This is a genomic window from Roseibium alexandrii DFL-11, from assembly GCF_000158095.2.
GTDB lineage: Bacteria > Pseudomonadota > Alphaproteobacteria > Rhizobiales > Stappiaceae > Roseibium > Roseibium alexandrii.
In genome coordinates this window covers 2219850-2234470 of record NZ_CM011002.1, presented here as the reverse complement: position 1 = coordinate 2234470, position 14621 = coordinate 2219850, and the positions used below count along the sequence as shown (strand labels likewise).

General features: G+C 55.9%; 14 protein-coding genes. 9 read left to right on the top strand and 5 right to left on the bottom strand.

What is annotated here, in order from left to right; translation table 11 throughout:
* Nucleotides 1-197: 197 nt before the first annotated feature.
* Nucleotides 198-923, bottom strand: a complete 726-nt coding sequence (locus SADFL11_RS10445; protein WP_134852984.1) for a substrate-binding periplasmic protein — start codon at nucleotides 921-923, stop codon at nucleotides 198-200.
* Nucleotides 924-1203: 280 nt separating this feature from the next.
* Here SADFL11_RS10445 and SADFL11_RS10440 point away from each other — a divergent pair, with 280 nt between their 5' ends.
* Both SADFL11_RS10440 and SADFL11_RS10435 read left to right on the top strand, forming a co-directional pair.
* Nucleotides 1204-1821 (top strand): MOSC domain-containing protein, encoded by a 618-nt coding sequence (locus SADFL11_RS10440; protein ID WP_008191785.1) that lies wholly within the window; start codon nucleotides 1204-1206, stop codon nucleotides 1819-1821.
* A 77-nt stretch (nucleotides 1822-1898) separates the two neighbouring features.
* The gene (locus tag SADFL11_RS10435) at nucleotides 1899-2273 is read left to right on the top strand and encodes a RidA family protein (RefSeq protein ID WP_008196513.1); all 375 of its coding nucleotides are present in this window, start codon (nucleotides 1899-1901) and stop codon (nucleotides 2271-2273) included.
* 6 nt (nucleotides 2274-2279) lie between these two features.
* Here the strand turns inward: SADFL11_RS10435 and SADFL11_RS10430 are convergent, their stop codons facing one another.
* Complete coding sequence (locus tag SADFL11_RS10430) at nucleotides 2280-3062, bottom strand: substrate-binding periplasmic protein (RefSeq protein WP_050776071.1); 783 nt, start codon at nucleotides 3060-3062, stop codon at nucleotides 2280-2282.
* Between the two features lie 134 nt (nucleotides 3063-3196).
* Nucleotides 3197-4447, bottom strand: coding sequence for an alpha/beta hydrolase family protein (locus tag SADFL11_RS10425; RefSeq protein ID WP_008193449.1), 1251 nt, complete (start codon nucleotides 4445-4447; stop codon nucleotides 3197-3199).
* Between the two features lie 304 nt (nucleotides 4448-4751).
* Between SADFL11_RS10425 and SADFL11_RS10420 the strand changes: the two genes are divergently transcribed.
* Nucleotides 4752-4994: a hypothetical protein gene (locus SADFL11_RS10420; RefSeq protein ID WP_008193003.1), complete on the top strand. Its 243-nt coding sequence runs from the start codon at nucleotides 4752-4754 to the stop codon at nucleotides 4992-4994.
* A 3-nt stretch (nucleotides 4995-4997) separates the two neighbouring features.
* Here SADFL11_RS10420 and SADFL11_RS10415 read toward each other — a convergent pair whose 3' ends face one another.
* Nucleotides 4998-5315 (bottom strand): DUF2293 domain-containing protein, encoded by a 318-nt coding sequence (locus SADFL11_RS10415; RefSeq protein ID WP_008195673.1) that lies wholly within the window; start codon nucleotides 5313-5315, stop codon nucleotides 4998-5000.
* Between the two features lie 107 nt (nucleotides 5316-5422).
* On the opposite strand from SADFL11_RS10415, the gene SADFL11_RS10410 reads away from it, so the two are divergent.
* The 3 genes from SADFL11_RS10410 to SADFL11_RS10405 all read left to right on the top strand — a co-directional run bounded on the left by SADFL11_RS10410 (nucleotide 5423) and on the right by SADFL11_RS10405 (nucleotide 8635).
* On the top strand, nucleotides 5423-6052 hold the full coding sequence (locus tag SADFL11_RS10410) for a helix-turn-helix transcriptional regulator (RefSeq protein WP_008191397.1): 630 nt from the start codon (nucleotides 5423-5425) through the stop codon (nucleotides 6050-6052).
* Between the two features lie 282 nt (nucleotides 6053-6334).
* On the top strand, nucleotides 6335-6511 hold the full coding sequence (locus SADFL11_RS25265) for a hypothetical protein (RefSeq protein WP_008191897.1): 177 nt from the start codon (nucleotides 6335-6337) through the stop codon (nucleotides 6509-6511).
* Nucleotides 6512-6781: 270 nt separating this feature from the next.
* Nucleotides 6782-8635 carry an ABC transporter ATP-binding protein gene (locus SADFL11_RS10405; RefSeq protein WP_008194105.1) on the top strand — a complete coding sequence of 618 codons (1854 nt, stop codon included), beginning with the start codon at nucleotides 6782-6784 and terminating at the stop codon, nucleotides 8633-8635.
* Here the strand turns inward: SADFL11_RS10405 and SADFL11_RS10400 are convergent.
* Nucleotides 8632-10599, bottom strand: a complete 1968-nt coding sequence (locus SADFL11_RS10400; RefSeq protein WP_209002784.1) for a putative bifunctional diguanylate cyclase/phosphodiesterase — start codon at nucleotides 10597-10599, stop codon at nucleotides 8632-8634. The genes SADFL11_RS10405 and SADFL11_RS10400 overlap by 4 nt on opposite strands.
* A gap of 448 nt (nucleotides 10600-11047) precedes the next feature.
* Here SADFL11_RS10400 and cyoA point away from each other — a divergent pair, with 448 nt between their 5' ends.
* Genes cyoA through cyoC form a run of 3 tightly spaced genes read left to right on the top strand, consistent with a single transcriptional unit; the run spans nucleotide 11048 to nucleotide 14618 of the window.
* On the top strand, nucleotides 11048-11965 hold the full coding sequence (gene cyoA, locus SADFL11_RS10395; RefSeq protein ID WP_228198261.1) for a ubiquinol oxidase subunit II: 918 nt from the start codon (nucleotides 11048-11050) through the stop codon (nucleotides 11963-11965).
* Nucleotides 11965-14007: a cytochrome o ubiquinol oxidase subunit I gene (cyoB, locus tag SADFL11_RS10390; RefSeq protein WP_008189672.1), complete on the top strand. Its 2043-nt coding sequence runs from the start codon at nucleotides 11965-11967 to the stop codon at nucleotides 14005-14007. The genes cyoA and cyoB overlap by 1 nt, the downstream gene beginning before the upstream one ends.
* Entirely contained in the window at nucleotides 14004-14618 is a 615-nt protein-coding gene (gene cyoC, locus SADFL11_RS10385; RefSeq protein WP_008195113.1) for a cytochrome o ubiquinol oxidase subunit III, read from the top strand. The genes cyoB and cyoC overlap by 4 nt, the downstream gene beginning before the upstream one ends.
* Nucleotides 14619-14621: the final 3 nt, after the last annotated feature.

The following is a 14621-nucleotide window of genomic DNA, read 5'->3' as shown; positions in this document are numbered from 1 at the left end:
GCTGGTGTCATTCTGGAGGTTCTCACTGGCTTTTTGTTGTTTTGACGTTCCAAAATTGCCGAGCCTGTCCCGGATGTCGATCAGTGTGATTACGTAACGATAGTTTTGATTTCAAGAAATTACGAAACATCGAAAGTGTCAATTATCCATAAACACAAGCGGTTGCTTATCGTGACATTCCGACGATGCCAGTAGTGTCAACTTCCAATGAACTTTGCGATGATACGGTCAATCGTACCGTCAGCCTTCATGTCCGTTAGCGTTTCATCCATGGCCTTGATAAAGGCATCAGCATTCGGCCCGGTCCACTTGTCGGAATACCCGATATAGGCAGCTTCCAAGGAGGCAGTCCCGGCAATCCGAACATTCTTGATGTTCTTTTCGCGGATGAGGACTTCCGTGGCGATGCGCTCCACGACATAACAATCAATCCGCCCGAGCGCGAGTTTGTCCAGGTTCTGTTCGGTTGTCTGAGCTTCTTCCAGCTTAATCACTCCCTGCTCGACGAGCTCAAAGAACCGGTCTCCGGGCGCTTTGTAGCCAGCAACATTGCCGAACAGGAGGCCTTTATAGTCGTCCGGGTATATCCACCCGGGCTGCGCGATCCCGGACCGGCAAAAGATGCTGACTTCTTCAAAAAAGATGGGCACGGACCAATGACGGATCCACGGTCTGTCTGTCGGCTTGTAGTAGCTGCCAACCAGACCTTGTGCATACCCGTTTTCCACCAGAACCGTTGCGCGCGTCCAGGGAACCGCCTGAACCGAAAGGTTGCTTGCGTCCATCCGGCGTTGCGCTTCGAAAAGGATCTCGGCATAGAGCCCCGCCGGCATGCCGTTTTCGACGGTCATGTAGGGGGCGTAGGCATTGTCCTGCAAAAAAAGCACCTGATCCGCGGCGAGCGCCGGCGGCAAAGTGGCCAACAAGAAGCCCAACCCACAAATGAGAGCGCGGAAGAGATTTCTGCCGGATCGGCGGCAATGCAAGACGAGCAACAACAGCAGTTCCTTTCAGTTCGTTCCAGAAAACCACGGCGGTCTTATTTGTTCGTTACTTTCGCAAGTAGGTCAAAAATTTCTACCTGTGCAAGGCTGACCGTCGGCTTCCATCAATCATTTGCATGAACTCATCACAGGCTTTTGCTGGCGGTCAACGTCCCATTCCAGTACGTAGCTGGCAACACATGATCTGAGGACTGACACCATGGCCGACCAAGACACCTGCCTTGCCGATACACTGGACGTTACCCGCAAATTCAAGATCGCAGGGCACGTGGAGGGCGTTTTCGGTACCCCGGTGACGGAGGACTTTCAGACCGAACCGGTCGAGCGTCTGGACCTGACATTTGAGGGGGTTCCGGGGGATCGGCATGCCGGGTTCACCCGCAAGTCCGGGGGGCGCGAGCCGTGGTACCCGCGCGGAACCGAAATGTGCAACGAGCGGCAGATCTCCATCCTGTCGGTAGAAGAATTGGCAATCATTGCTGAGCGCATGGAACTCCCCGAACTCAAGTCCGAATGGATTGGCGGCAACATCACGCTCTCCGGCATTCCCAATCTCTCGCTGATCCCTCCGCGCACACGTCTTGAATTTGAGGGCGGTGTGGTGATCCGGGTCGATGGCGACAATGCCCCGTGCCGCTTTGCCGGATCCGCAATCGATCGCCAGTTCCCTGACCGCAGCGGGCTTGATCTGCTGTTCCCGCAAAAGGCCCGAAGGCTGCGTGGCTTGGTAGGTTTTGTCGAAAAGCCGGGTACGGTTGCTGCGGGCGAGGCAGTAACCGCGCACATTCCCGAGCAATGGATTTATCCAAAGACTTGAGTCTCGGTTGGCAATCCGCTTGTCTTCTCATTCCAGCCAACAATCAGGGAAGATAAGCCGTGCTGCCAATTCATCACATGATCGACCAAGGCCCGCGGCCTGTTGCGCCGTTCTCGCATGCCGTGGAAGCCGACGGATGGGTCTTTGTCACGGGTCAGATGCCAACCGATCCAGATGCCCCGGATGCGCCACTGCCAGCCGGCATTGGGGCACAGACCGCCCGGGTGATGGACAATCTGAAAATCGTGTTGGAAGGGCTCGGACTGGGGCTGGGGAATGTGACCTTCGCCCGGGTCTATCTAACCGAATTCGAACGCGATTATGCACAGATGAACGAAACCTACCGTTCCTACTTCGAGGAGGGGAAGTTGCCGGGACGGACCTGCATCGGTGTGACCGCGCTTGCTGTCAGTGCCCTGGTGGAGATCGACCTGGTCGCGCGCCGTCCTTAGTTGTCTTTATGAGTTGATGTCGCCGGAGGCCGCCTCAGCATCGCGGCAGTCCGGCACCGCCGCATCGAACTCGGCCAGGAAACCCGGGTTGAGTTGAAGGAAATCATTCGAAAAATAGACCGAAAGCGGTTTGTCCTGCTGAACCTCTGAGCGGATTTCGCTCAATACTCCGCGGGTGTCCAAAATGCTCTCAATAACCAGGTTGTTGGCGAGCACAGCGTCCACACGGCCGGCCAGCAACATTTCCAGAAGGGCATTCGTGTCTCTGGGCGGAAAATCCGTTGTGCGATACCCGTTCCGGCGGAGCCACGTTTGCATGTTCGCGCCGAGAAAGCTCGACGTCAGCATGGACAAGCGATTGGCGGGGTCTTTCGGACTTAGGATTTGATTCTCGAGGAGATACCACGTCCATGTCTGCCGGGCGATGATCGCGCTGGCCGTTGCATAGGCATCGCGCCGAGCATTTTGGGACGCCGCGAAAAAGCCGTCCGCATACCCGTTTTGAACCTCCAGCTGTGCGCGTTTCCAAGGCAGCACGTGGATTTCAAACGCACGATCAATTGCATCGAGAGCGCAGGAAACGACACGAACCGCGATCCCATCAAAGCTTCCATCGGGCTGAACTGATCCGTAAGGCGGAAGGTCGTGCGTCGTTAAAATGACCGGTCCGGTTTCGGCTGCCAATGGCCGCGGCATGACACAGAAAGCAACCGCGCTGGTGAGCGAAAGCACCAAGGCCGAAAAGCAAGCCCAGTAGATTTTGGCCCAAGTCCGGTAAGATCGGAACACAAAGTTCCCCAACGTTCGAATCTTCAAAAACCAAAGGATTTTTATCCTGATTGAACGTCAGAGTAAAAGGGGCGCTTGCATGTCAGGTTAACAAGCGGCGGCCTGTTCCGCGCGCCGCTTGTGAAATTAAGATGTTATTCGCCTTTTGAGCGGGTTTCGAACATCAAGCCCTTTGCGGACCTGTCAGGGAAGCCGCGCCAGTAGGTATGCTCTGGCTTGTCCATGCCATCGTCATTGCGGGCGAAAACACCATCTTCTGCCGTCTCGATCAGGTCTAGATAGGCGGCCTTGTCCGTGTCGTTCTTCAGGTGGAGATCCATAAAGGCGGTTGCAAAGTGCTGCGTGATGTTGTTCATCCGCACCGTGTCCCACACCGCATCTGCATAGTGTTCAAACGGTGCCCAGCCGAGTTCGTCGCTGAAGGGATAGGATTCCATCGGCGCAGGCATGGGAGCTGCAGCGTTATGATTGGCGCTGATGAAGGTCAAAAGATGCCGGTCGGTTCCACTGCTTTCTTCCCAGATCTTGCGGATGCCGGTTTCATACTGGGAAACATCGTCAACGCTGCCGGCCATATAAAGCGCAGGGACGCGCACACCGGACAGGCCCTCAGCGTCCCAAAAATCCCGGTTTCTACCCCAGGGGCCAATGGCGACAATCGCCTTGAGACGGGGATCAATCAAAGTTTCATGATCTGTGCTGCCAGCCTTGTGCATACCCAAAAGCCCGTCCGGCGCCCCCCACTCATATCCGATGGATTTGTCGGTTACACCGCCGCCGGCAGAGATGATCGCGCCATAGCCGCCCATGGAGTAACCGATGAGACCGGTGCGGCTGGTGTCGATCAGGCCGGCAAGTGGCGAGTTATCGTCCTTGCTGAGCCGGTCCATTTCATTCAACACGAACATCTGATCAAGCGGACGGTTCACCAGCGTGGATCCGAAGGCCGCCTTGTCATGATACATGCTGTCAGTGTGGTCGATGGAGACCGCGACATACCCCTTGGTGGCCAGATTTTCCGCCAGATGGCTCATCAGGAAACGGTTGCCCGGATAGCCGTGTGAGATCAGTACGAGCGGGTAGGGGGCAGAGGCCTTGGCAGGCGTGGCATCCGGTTTGGAGAGTCCGTGAATGTCGACCTCACGCTGTCCGTCCCGCAGGATGACCCGCATCGGTTCTGGCGCAACATGCGCTTCAGCCGGATAAAAGATTTCCACCGTCAATGGGCGGTCATACCGCTCCGGCGTTTCATCAGCCGCAATCCGGACGATGTCGTATTGGTTGGGATTGGTGAGCTGCATCGTCATCCGACCGACCCCATGCTCGCCATGAGCTGCAAGCTCTGGTGCATCTGGGCGGACGAGATCGATTCTGTTTTCAGACATGGCTTCAGCCGAAACAAGATTTGTGAGAGTGGCGGCAACCAAAAGGAATTTTGGGGAAAATCGGGGCACGGCGCGGGGTCTCCGGAGCATCGTAATAACTGACAATTTGCAACTTAAAGTCTCCGCGATGAATGGCAAGGGTCATCAGCGTGCGGATAGTTCGCAGGCGATAAAAGTTCATGGCGAAGAGAAACGTCGCAAATGCCAGAATGCCGCAGCCAACGGGCGTTTTGTCACAGTGCGGGATCCATTCTCCGAGCTTACGTGAAACCACGTACATAAAATCAAATAAAGGCCTGATCGCGTGTCTGCAAAAACTGCCGAGCAAGAGCTGCTTATCATCCGCCTGTTGCTGATCATTCCAGTGCTGAACTGGTTTGTGAAGGACGCGATCTATGGTGAGGACGATGCCAAATACTGGTTCGTCGGAAACCTGGCGATGGTCTGGGCCGTCTGCATCTTTCTGTTTGGTTATCCGGCCATCATTCTCCCGGCACTGGCGATGGTTCCAATGGCGTTCCTCTGGATCCTCGACGTCTGCCGGTAGGAGCTAAACCTGGTCGTCCGCTTCCGCAGAGACACGCTTCTGACTTCCCCAGGTCTCCAGCATGTCGTTCATGGCATCCAGTACGAAAAACCGGGCGGCATCCCGGTCATACCCGTCGTCGAGCAAGTCGTCATAGTCCGTATGCTCATGCCGGATACGGCTGGTGGCCGCTTGCCAAACGGCAATGGATGGCGGCAGGTGCCGCAGATGACCGGCGAGGGCGCCTTCAAGGATCGCCTCCGCATCTGCCATCGGCACACGTGGCAGCAGTAGGCGCAGCGCCTTGCGCATGTCTTTCTGTCGTTTTGTCCCAGCCACCATGCATGTCCGGTAGCACGTTTGGCCAAATACGAAAACGTGCGATCCGGTTTGAAAGTTAGATAAGAGATCCTTTTCTTTATCTGAGCGCTGACTATATTCATGCCATCATGTCAGACCGCACCCGCATAAGACTGCTGAATGCATTAAAAGCTGCCGGACCCCAAACGGCAGCGGAGCTTGCCGAGGAACTCAACGTCACATCCGTTGCAGTCCGCCAGCATCTGGACGGCTTGCTGGAGGCGGAGCTTGTTGAATTTGAGGACCTGAAAGGCTCGGTCGGCCGCCCGAAACGGGTCTGGTCCTTGAGCGCAAAGGGCCACGGCCAGTTCCCCGACAATCATGCGGGGCTTGTTTCGGGTCTTTTGTCCGGGGTGACCGACATCTATGGCCCGGATGGTCTTGAAAAGCTCATCGCCCACCGCGAAGACCAAAGCCGCAAACTCTATTCCGAGGTTCTCGGCCAGGAACAGGAGCTTCGGGGAAAAGTTGCTGCACTTGCCGATTTGCGGAGCAAGGAAGGCTACATGGCCGAGGTGCAGCGGGATGGCGATGCGTTTCTATTGATCGAGAACCACTGTTCGATCTGTGCAGCGGCAACAGCCTGTCAGGTATTCTGCCGCTCAGAGCTCAATCTGTTTCAGTCGATCCTTGGAGACGGCGTTCACGTCGAGCGCCAGGAGCATCTCCTCTCCGGCGGCCGCCGCTGCGTCTACCGGATTGCGGCTGAGGGGTCCTGACCCAAGGCAAGTCAAAAAAATATGGGCAGCGCCCCCGTCCGGGTTGCAGTGTTCAACTTGAAGAGAATTGCATCAGTTGTCGCTTCAGACACAAACTGGTACGATTCGTCGATAGTACAGTCGTCCATCGAAACCCCTGAATAGGAGGACTTCGCCTTCAACTGGAGCAAACGGGAAAAACAGTTCAAGGAATGGCGCCGCAAGCTGGATGAACTGTCCTCACTTTCAAACACTGCGGCTCGAGAAGCTGCCGCCGAACTGTCCAAACAGTACGACGGCGTCATGGCGGTCTACACCAAGGCAAAGGCCGACTTTGAGGCGGACAAAATCGTGGATAAAGCCACGGTCAAGGCTGAACTCCAAGCTGCTTTCGGCCCTGTTGAGCGGTCTTTTGAGCGCGCGACCAAGCGGTTTCGTTTATCAGAATCTGATGCCGAGCGGGCACCAGAGGCCGTTTAGGCGCGACTCCGTACTCATCGCCGCCTGAATGAGAAAATTACCAAGTAGTTTTTGAGTGTAACCGGCAGGTGCGGCAAACCCCGCATCTGCCGGTCTGCTCTGAAAGTGGTTCGGTTAAACCGGACCGCTCTGATTTGTCGGCCATTGGCTCGGGTTGGGGTAGGAGTTCAACAAGACAGAGATGCTGTTTCAAACTGCTGATTCCATTGACAATTTGACCTCGTTTGACTGCGAGATACCAAAGGTCATACCTGCTACTGAGTTTATTTAATGTCTTCCAAACGGCAGCAATTCGATAAAGAAACGCGGAGCATCCCTGGGCTTGTTGATCCGTTTGAGGACTACCCCGACAAAACACCGCCCAATGAGCTGTGGCCTTTTCTCCGCTGGGCTTTGGCGGATGCCCGTCTACCGCTGATACTGCTCGTTGCGTTTTCCTTCTGCTTTGGTGCGGTGGATGCGGCCTTTGCCTATTTCATTGGCGAACTTGTAGATCGGGCCACATCGGTCGGCCCTGCTGGCCTGTTCGTACATGAATGGCTGTTCCTTCTCTTTTTGGTAATTTTCGTGGTTCTGGCAATGCCGATCGCTCAGCTGGGCGGCAGCGCAATACAGCTTCTGGCAGTCAGTCCGGGAATTTATCCGCGTATAGCCTGGCGCCTTCATCGCCATACGCTTGGACACTCCATGCGGTACTTTGAAGGGGATTTCGCGGGCCGGATTGTCCAGAAGCAGATGCAGACTGCTCAAGCAGTCACCGATCTTACGTCAGATACCTTGACGGCAGCCGGGCTGCTCCTTGCCTACATCATCGCCATGATTGCCCTTCTTGGCAGCGCAAATCCCTGGCTTGCCATCATTGTTTTGGTGTGGGTTACCGGTTTTGTGGCCATATTGCACTGGTGCGTTCCGCATATTCAAAGGCGCGCAAAGGATCAGGCAGAAGCGCGCGGGCAGTTGACTGGTCAATTTGTGGATTCCCTGTCGCACATGAAGACGGTCAAACTCTTCGCTCATGGTGCGTGTGAAGAGACTGCAGCGAAAGACGTTCTTTCGAATTACCGCGAAGCGGCTTTGGCCTTTGGTCGCGATATGCTGAACATGCGCGTTGCCATCACCATTTTGAATGCACTCGTCATTGTGGTCATGATTGGATCCTCGCTGTTGCTCTTCTCTCAAGGTTCGGCTTCGGTCGGGGTCATAGCGCTCGCGACGATCCTGACGCTTCGCCTGACCCAAATGTCACGCTGGATCTCTCAGACTGCGATGGCAATTTTCAATGCGCTCGGCACGATCCAGGATGGCGCCTCAACGCTTTCGGACGCAAATATTGATGAAAAGACCGGAGCATCGGTCGAGACGCATGCGGCTGAAGGTTCAATATCGTTCGAAAAGGTGACGTTCGGATATGATGGCCACGTTGGGGCCGTCCGGGACTTGTCTTTTCGCATTTGGCCGGGAGAAAAGGTGGGCCTCGTCGGCCGCTCTGGCGCAGGGAAATCGACCGCGCTCTCGCTGCTACTTCGCCTTTATGATCCACAGTCCGGCCGGATTGCGATTGATGGAATTGATACGCGAGCATTTGCGGTCGATGATATGCGCCGCAGCATTGCGATGGTGTCGCAAGAGCCGGAACTGTTCAATCGCAGCGCCATGTCGAACATTCAGTATGGTAAACCTGATGCGTCCCTTGAGGAGGTCGTTTCAGCGGCGCGTCTAGCCCGTGCGCATGATTTCATTGAGGCCATGAAGGACGGCAGCGGGAGAACCGGGTATGATGCTCACCTGGGCGAAAACGGCGTGAAACTGTCCGGTGGACAACGCCAGCGCGTGGCGCTTGCGCGGGCCATTCTCAAGGACGCACCGATCTTCATTCTCGATGAAGCGACCAGTGCTCTGGATTCTGAAGTGGAGGAAGAAATACAGAGCGCACTTCTGGATTTCATGGAAAACAAAACGGTGATCGCGGTCGCGCATAGGCTCTCTACATTGACAGCCATGGATCGGATTCTCGTGATTGATGAAGGGCATGTCATTGAGCAGGGCACCCATACCGAACTGCTCGGAAAAAGCGGGCTATACACTGCGTTGTGGCAGCGGCAATCCGGAAAGCTTGATGGCTAATTTGCGCTGGAACGCAGCAGGTCGTTGTGATCGGCGCTGATTATCGGAAGGCCGGCGATCGTGCCAGTCTCGTCAATGCTTTGCTTGATGTCGGCAAAGGGCTTCGGTGGGCAGAAGTGATAGCCTTGCGCGAACCGGCATTGCAGTTGCTGAAGAGCATCAACCTGAGCCGCCTCTTCAACGCCCTCGGCAACACAGGTGATCTGCATAGACCGGCACAGGTTCAGGATCGAGGCGACAACGCCGCCCGTCATCGGATCATCGAGACAGGAGATGAAGCTCCGGTCGATCTTGACGCAATCAATCGGCAAACGGTGCAGATACCCCAGGCTTGAGTACCCGGTTCCGAAATCATCCAGAGCCAAGCGGCACCCGGCATCCTGCAAGCGTTTCAGGCAGGCTTCTGCAGCTTCGTAGCTGCCGATGACAGATGTTTCGGTGATTTCGAACGTTATCCGTTTTGGGTCGAATTTGCGCTCTGAAATGATGTCTAGGATCCTGGAGACCGTTTCATGCGATGTGATGTCATGCGCAGACAAATTGAAGGACATGCGCAACGTGTCCGGGAGTGTTTCGATCTGTCTGATCGCCTTACAAAACAGCTGGATGGTCAGTCTCTGGATCTGACCGGTTCGCTCGGCCACCTGTATGAAGACGTCCGGCGGGATGCGGCCAAGTTCCGGACTGTTCCAACGCGCCAGGGCCTCAAAGCCAATGATCGTCTGTTTCGAAAGAGCAACAAACGGCTGGAAGTGGACCTCGAACTCGGCTGCGATGTCGGCGCATTGCAGGGCACTTTCGATGGCACGTTCAGACCGGATACGGGCTTCATGATCGGCTGAGTAGACAGTGACCGAGCCGCGGGCCGTCGTTTTGGAGTTGTAGAGTGCGTAGTCGGAGCGGTCGAATAGCATATGGGTCGTCGTGCCGGCATCCGGATAAAATGCGATGCCGCAGGAAGCTCCGATCGCAACGGAAATCTCGCCAATCTTGAACGGCTGTTGCAGGCTCTCGCACAGGGCCTTTGCAACATCGGCAGCTGTTTCCGGAGGCCCGAGAAACAAAAGACCGAATTCATCTCCGCCGAGCCGGCTGATCTCCAGATCCTGTACCCCCAACGCTTCCATGCGGTCGCCAACAGCCATCAGCAGCTGGTCGCCGACCTGGTGTCCATAGGTGTCGTTGACCGGCTTGAACTGATCCAGGTCGATTACACCGACGGCAAAGACGGCGTCCGTACCGGCAACGGTCTCGATCTGGCGGTCGAGCCTGTTGAAGAAGTACCGGCGGTTGGGCAGGTTTGTGAGGAAATCGGTCTGCGAAAGGCGCTCGTTCTCAGCATTCAGGCGTTCCGTTTCCTGATGTTTTGCTGCCAGTTCGGAGCGGGATTTGATCAGGTTCGAGAAGGCCTCGTAACCGTTGAGCAGCACTTTCAAAATAACCAGGCACACCAGAAAGATGTTCATGGCAATCGCCGTATAAACGTCCTGGCCTTTGCTCAGGTAATAGACCAGATAAGGCGCCGTCACGATGAGCATCACCATGATGGCCGCTTGCGGCAAATGCATCAGGCAGAAGATGCAGCCAATCACGGTAATTGCGATGAACAGCGCAACATGGCCCTGTTCAACTGGCGTACCATATCCTTCCAGGCTCAAGGACCAGGTGATGTAGACAACGGAGACCATACTTCCCAGAAGAACGGTTTGACGTAACTTGCGAACGGCCTGTTTCGGTCCAAGATCGACACCACGGGACCGGAGCCAGGAGATCAGCCTGAATGTTGTCAAAAGGAGCATCGGCACAAGGACGCCGATGGTCAGGTAGCCTGGCGCAACGTCGCGATGGGTGTAGGCGACGGCAATCGCGTTGACCATCAACAGTAGATATAGCAGCGGAATTTGGGAGTTCAGCTCCCGGCACTGCGCCTGCGCAAGTTCGGTGTCCCGCGGATCAATGATCATCCATCGGGCAAAATCCTGAAGTTTTTTCGTTATCGCCCGCAATGCATCGAAATCCTTGTTTCTGAAAAACAGCTCAAACGGTCTCTTAGTAAAAACACACATACCAACCGTTATTCAGAAATGATTGATATAACGTAACGGTACTGATTCGATTATGCTTGATGAAATTGGAAGTTCAACGTCAAAGGCTCGTTTGGCAAGAAAAACTGTAAAAATTACTTATATGTACTTGGGTTTGATTTTCTCAGGTGCTTAAGATTTTGTTGATCCGGTTGCCATGACGTTCGCCCGGAAATCGAAAAGGTCCCTTCGCTCGCGTCAACGCCTTGCGCTGGAAAAATCTGCGGCATAGTGTTTTCAAATCAAATCGTTTTGCCTCAAGTCGTTGGTGCGGCATTCATTCATCTGCCCGCCCACGGACCTGGCAATACCTGCGGGGGATGTTGGTGTGATTGGATCTGGAACGCCTCTGCATTGGGTCCGGCAATTGGGTGCCGCGGCCGCTATCGCGTTCCTTGTTTCCGGTTGCGCGCTTTCCGAAGCCCCCATCCTTTACCCGCAAGGGCCGATCGCTCTCGCTCAGCGCGATCTTTTGTTCACGGCCTTCTGGCTGATGATGATTGTGGCGATTCCGGCCATTTTGCTCACGCTCTTGTTTGTTTACCGATATCGGTCGCGGCATCACAGCACTGCGGCCTATACGCCAGAGTGGGAGGGGTCTTGGAAAATCGAGACCGTTGTCTGGCTCGTTCCGGCCGCGATCATCATAGTTCTGGGTACGCTGGTCTGGCGCGACACGCACAAGCTTGATCCTTACAAGGAGCTTGCCTCGGACAAGCCGCCTTTTGAAGTTCAGGCAATCGCACTCGATTGGAAATGGCTCTTTGTCTATCCCGAGTTGGGCGTTGCCAGTGTCAATGAACTGGCCTTTCCGGCCGATCGGCCCCTGTCCATCAAAATCACCTCCGACACCGTGATGAACTCGCTGATGATCCCGGCGCTGGGTGGTCAGATTTATGCAATGGCCGGCATGCGGACGGAAATGAACTTGCTTGCCGATGGTCCGGGCACCTTCAAGGGCCGCAACACCATGTATTCCGGCGACGGTTTCTCGGACCAGAACTTTCTGGCGCATGCTTTGACAGAGGCGGACTTCACGGCCTGGAAAGAGAAGGTGACCGGTTCGCCGGATGCCCTTGATGCCAAGACCTATCTCGAAGTCACCAAACAGAGTGTTGCAAACCCGGTTGCCTACTACTCGAGTGTCGAGCCGAATTTGTTTGGCCTGATCTTGCGCAAATACGCGCCGATTGTCGGCCCGCTGGAAAGCAAAGCTGCGGAACTGATTTGCCGGGGGGCTGCCTGATGCTGGGACGTTTGACGATTGACGCGCTGCCCCTTTACAGCTGGGTGGCCATGGGCGGTGCGGCCGTGACTGTTGGCGGCGGGATCGCGGCTTTCCTGCTGATCACATACCTGCGCGCTTGGAAGGTTCTGTGGACCGACTGGCTGACAAGTGTCGATCACAAGAAGATCGGCATCATGTACGTCGTGCTCGCGCTCATCATGCTGGTGCGGGGCTTTGTTGATGCGCTGATGATGCGCGCCCAGCAGGCGATTTCGCTCAACAGCGAAGGCTATCTGCCGCCCGAGCATTTTGAGCAGATCTTCTCCTCTCACGGCACCATCATGATCTTCTTCGTGGCGATGCCGTTTCTGACCGGTCTGATCAACCTGATCGTTCCGCAGCAGATTGGTGCTCGGGACGTTTCCTTTCCCTTTCTGAATTCCGTCAGTCTCTGGCTAACGGCAGCAGGGGCCGCGCTGGTCCTTATCTCGCTTGTGGTGGGCAAGTTCTCCCAGGCCGGCTGGACGGGATATCCGCCGTATTCCGGCATCGAATACAGTCCGGGTGTTGGCGTCGACTATTGGATCTGGGCGCTGACCCTGAGTGGCGTCGGAACAACCATGTCCGGGATCAACTTCATCGTCACCATTGTGAAGAACCGCTGCCCGGGCATGACCTATATGCGCATGCCCATGTTCACATGGACGGCATTGTGCATCTCGATCCTGATTGTCTTTGCCTTCCCGGCACTGACCGTGGTTGCCTTGCAGCTCTGGCTGGACCGGACCCTCGGCTTTCATTTCTTCACAAATGGGGACGGCGGCAACATGATGATGTTCGCCAACCTGCTTTGGATCTGGGGACACCCGGAGGTCTACATCCTGATCCTGCCGGCCTTTGGCATTTTTTCCGAGGTGGTGGCGACCTTCTCCAGAAAACGGCTCTTCGGTTACACCTCGCTGGTCTATGCGACCGCTTGTATCGCCTTGCTCTCCTTCACGGTCTGGCTGCACCACTTCTTCACGATGGGGGCGTCGGCCAATGTGAATGCCATCTTCGGCATAGCCACGATGATCATTGCCGTGCCCACCGGCGTGAAGATCTTCGACTGGATGTTCACGATGTACCGGGGGCGGATCGAGTTCCATCCCGCGATGGTGTTCACCATCGGTTTCATGGTGACGTTTGTCATCGGCGGGGTGACAGGCGTGTTGCTGGCTTTGCCGCCCGCCGATTACCTGATGCACAATTCCACGTTCCTGGTGGCGCACTTCCATAACATGCTCATTCCCGGCGCTCTGTTCGGTTATTTCGCAGGGCTGAACTACTGGTTCCCGAAGGCCTTCGGATTCAAACTGGACGCCAAATGGGGCATCCGGTCTTTCTGGTTCTGGTTTATCGGGTTTTATCTCGCCTTCATGCCGCTTTATGCCCTTGGGTTCATGGGCATGTCCCGTCGGATGGAGCATTACGCGGATCCCTCTTGGCAACCCTTTCTGGTGGTTGCCGCGCTGGGCGCGGTCTTCGTGCTCTGCGGCATTATCTGCATCGGCATCCAGCTCTATGTTTCCGTGCGCCAGTGGGGATCGTCCCGAGATATCACCGGGGACCCGTGGAACGGCCGGACCTTGGAATGGGCAACGTCGTCGCCGGCCGCGCCTTATAACTTTGCGGTTGTTCCAACGGTCACCGACATCGATGCATTCCATGAGATGAAGATGCGCGGCACCGCCTATCAGAGGCCGGAGCGCTACGAGCCTATTGTCATGCCGAAAAGCACGGGCCTCGGTGTCATTTTGGGCGGGCTCTCCTTCGTGATGGGCTTTGCTGCTGTCTGGTACATCTGGTGGCTGGCGGTGCTGATGCTGGTTTTGTGTCTGGTGTGCATCGGCATCCGGGCCTGTGACGACAACAGCGAATATGTTCTGTCCGCTGCTGACGTGGAAGCGATCGAAAACAAGTGGCTTGGCGGGATCACCCCGGCCGACCTGCACGACATGCGTGATTTTGATCCGCGCGGCGCCGCGTCCGGAATGGCGCTTTCGGGGAGAGCGCTATGAGTGAGATGCTGACCATACGAAACCACGCCGACCTCCTGGAGGAGGAAGAGCATCATTCGCTTCGCGGACGGGAATTCGGCTTCTGGCTGTTCCTGATGGGCGATGCCGTCATTTTTGCGCTGCTGTTTGCGACCTACGTGGTGTTGTCCGGAAATTCGGCGGCCGGCCCGACCTCGCAACAGGTTTTCGACCTCAGCCACACAGCCATCGAGACCGCGTTGCTGTTGGTCTCCAGCCTGACCTTCGGCGTTGCCAGCCTGGCCATGGACAAGGGGCATGGTCGCGCTGTCATACTTTGGCTACTGATTACACTTGGACTTGGTCTTGGGTTTCTTGCCATGGAGGTTCTGGAATTCCGCGGCATGATCCTGCAAGGGGCAGGGCCGGACGTCAGCGGGTTCTTCTCGGCATTCTTCACGCTCGTCGGGATGCATGGCGCACATGTTGCCATGGGATCGATCGGCATCCTTGTGATGATCGGGCAGGTCATGACCAAGGGCCTGACCTTGCCGGTCCGCTCCCGGCTCAACCGCTTGGGGTTGTTCTGGCATTTTCTTGATATCGTCTGGATCGGGATCTTCTCGGTCGTCTATTTGCCCGGTGTGATGTAGGAG

What these genes read in the sequence shown, in the direction of transcription:
- SADFL11_RS10440 (WP_008191785.1), top strand. Translation starts at nt 1,204, where the DNA reads ATGGCCGACCAAGACACCTGCCTTGCCGATACACTGGACGTTACCCGC.
- SADFL11_RS10435 (WP_008196513.1), top strand. Translation starts at nt 1,899, where the DNA reads ATGATCGACCAAGGCCCGCGGCCTGTTGCGCCGTTCTCGCATGCCGTG.
- SADFL11_RS10425 (WP_008193449.1), bottom strand. Translation starts at nt 4,447, where the DNA reads ATGTCTGAAAACAGAATCGATCTCGTCCGCCCAGATGCACCAGAGCTT.
- SADFL11_RS10415 (WP_008195673.1), bottom strand. Translation starts at nt 5,315, where the DNA reads ATGGTGGCTGGGACAAAACGACAGAAAGACATGCGCAAGGCGCTGCGC.
- SADFL11_RS10410 (WP_008191397.1), top strand. Translation starts at nt 5,423, where the DNA reads ATGTCAGACCGCACCCGCATAAGACTGCTGAATGCATTAAAAGCTGCC.
- SADFL11_RS25265 (WP_008191897.1), top strand. Translation starts at nt 6,335, where the DNA reads ATGGCGGTCTACACCAAGGCAAAGGCCGACTTTGAGGCGGACAAAATC.
- SADFL11_RS10405 (WP_008194105.1), top strand. Translation starts at nt 6,782, where the DNA reads ATGTCTTCCAAACGGCAGCAATTCGATAAAGAAACGCGGAGCATCCCT.
- SADFL11_RS10400 (WP_209002784.1), bottom strand. Translation starts at nt 10,599, where the DNA reads ATGATCATTGATCCGCGGGACACCGAACTTGCGCAGGCGCAGTGCCGG.
- cyoB (WP_008189672.1), top strand. Translation starts at nt 11,965, where the DNA reads ATGCTGGGACGTTTGACGATTGACGCGCTGCCCCTTTACAGCTGGGTG.
- cyoC (WP_008195113.1), top strand. Translation starts at nt 14,004, where the DNA reads ATGAGTGAGATGCTGACCATACGAAACCACGCCGACCTCCTGGAGGAG.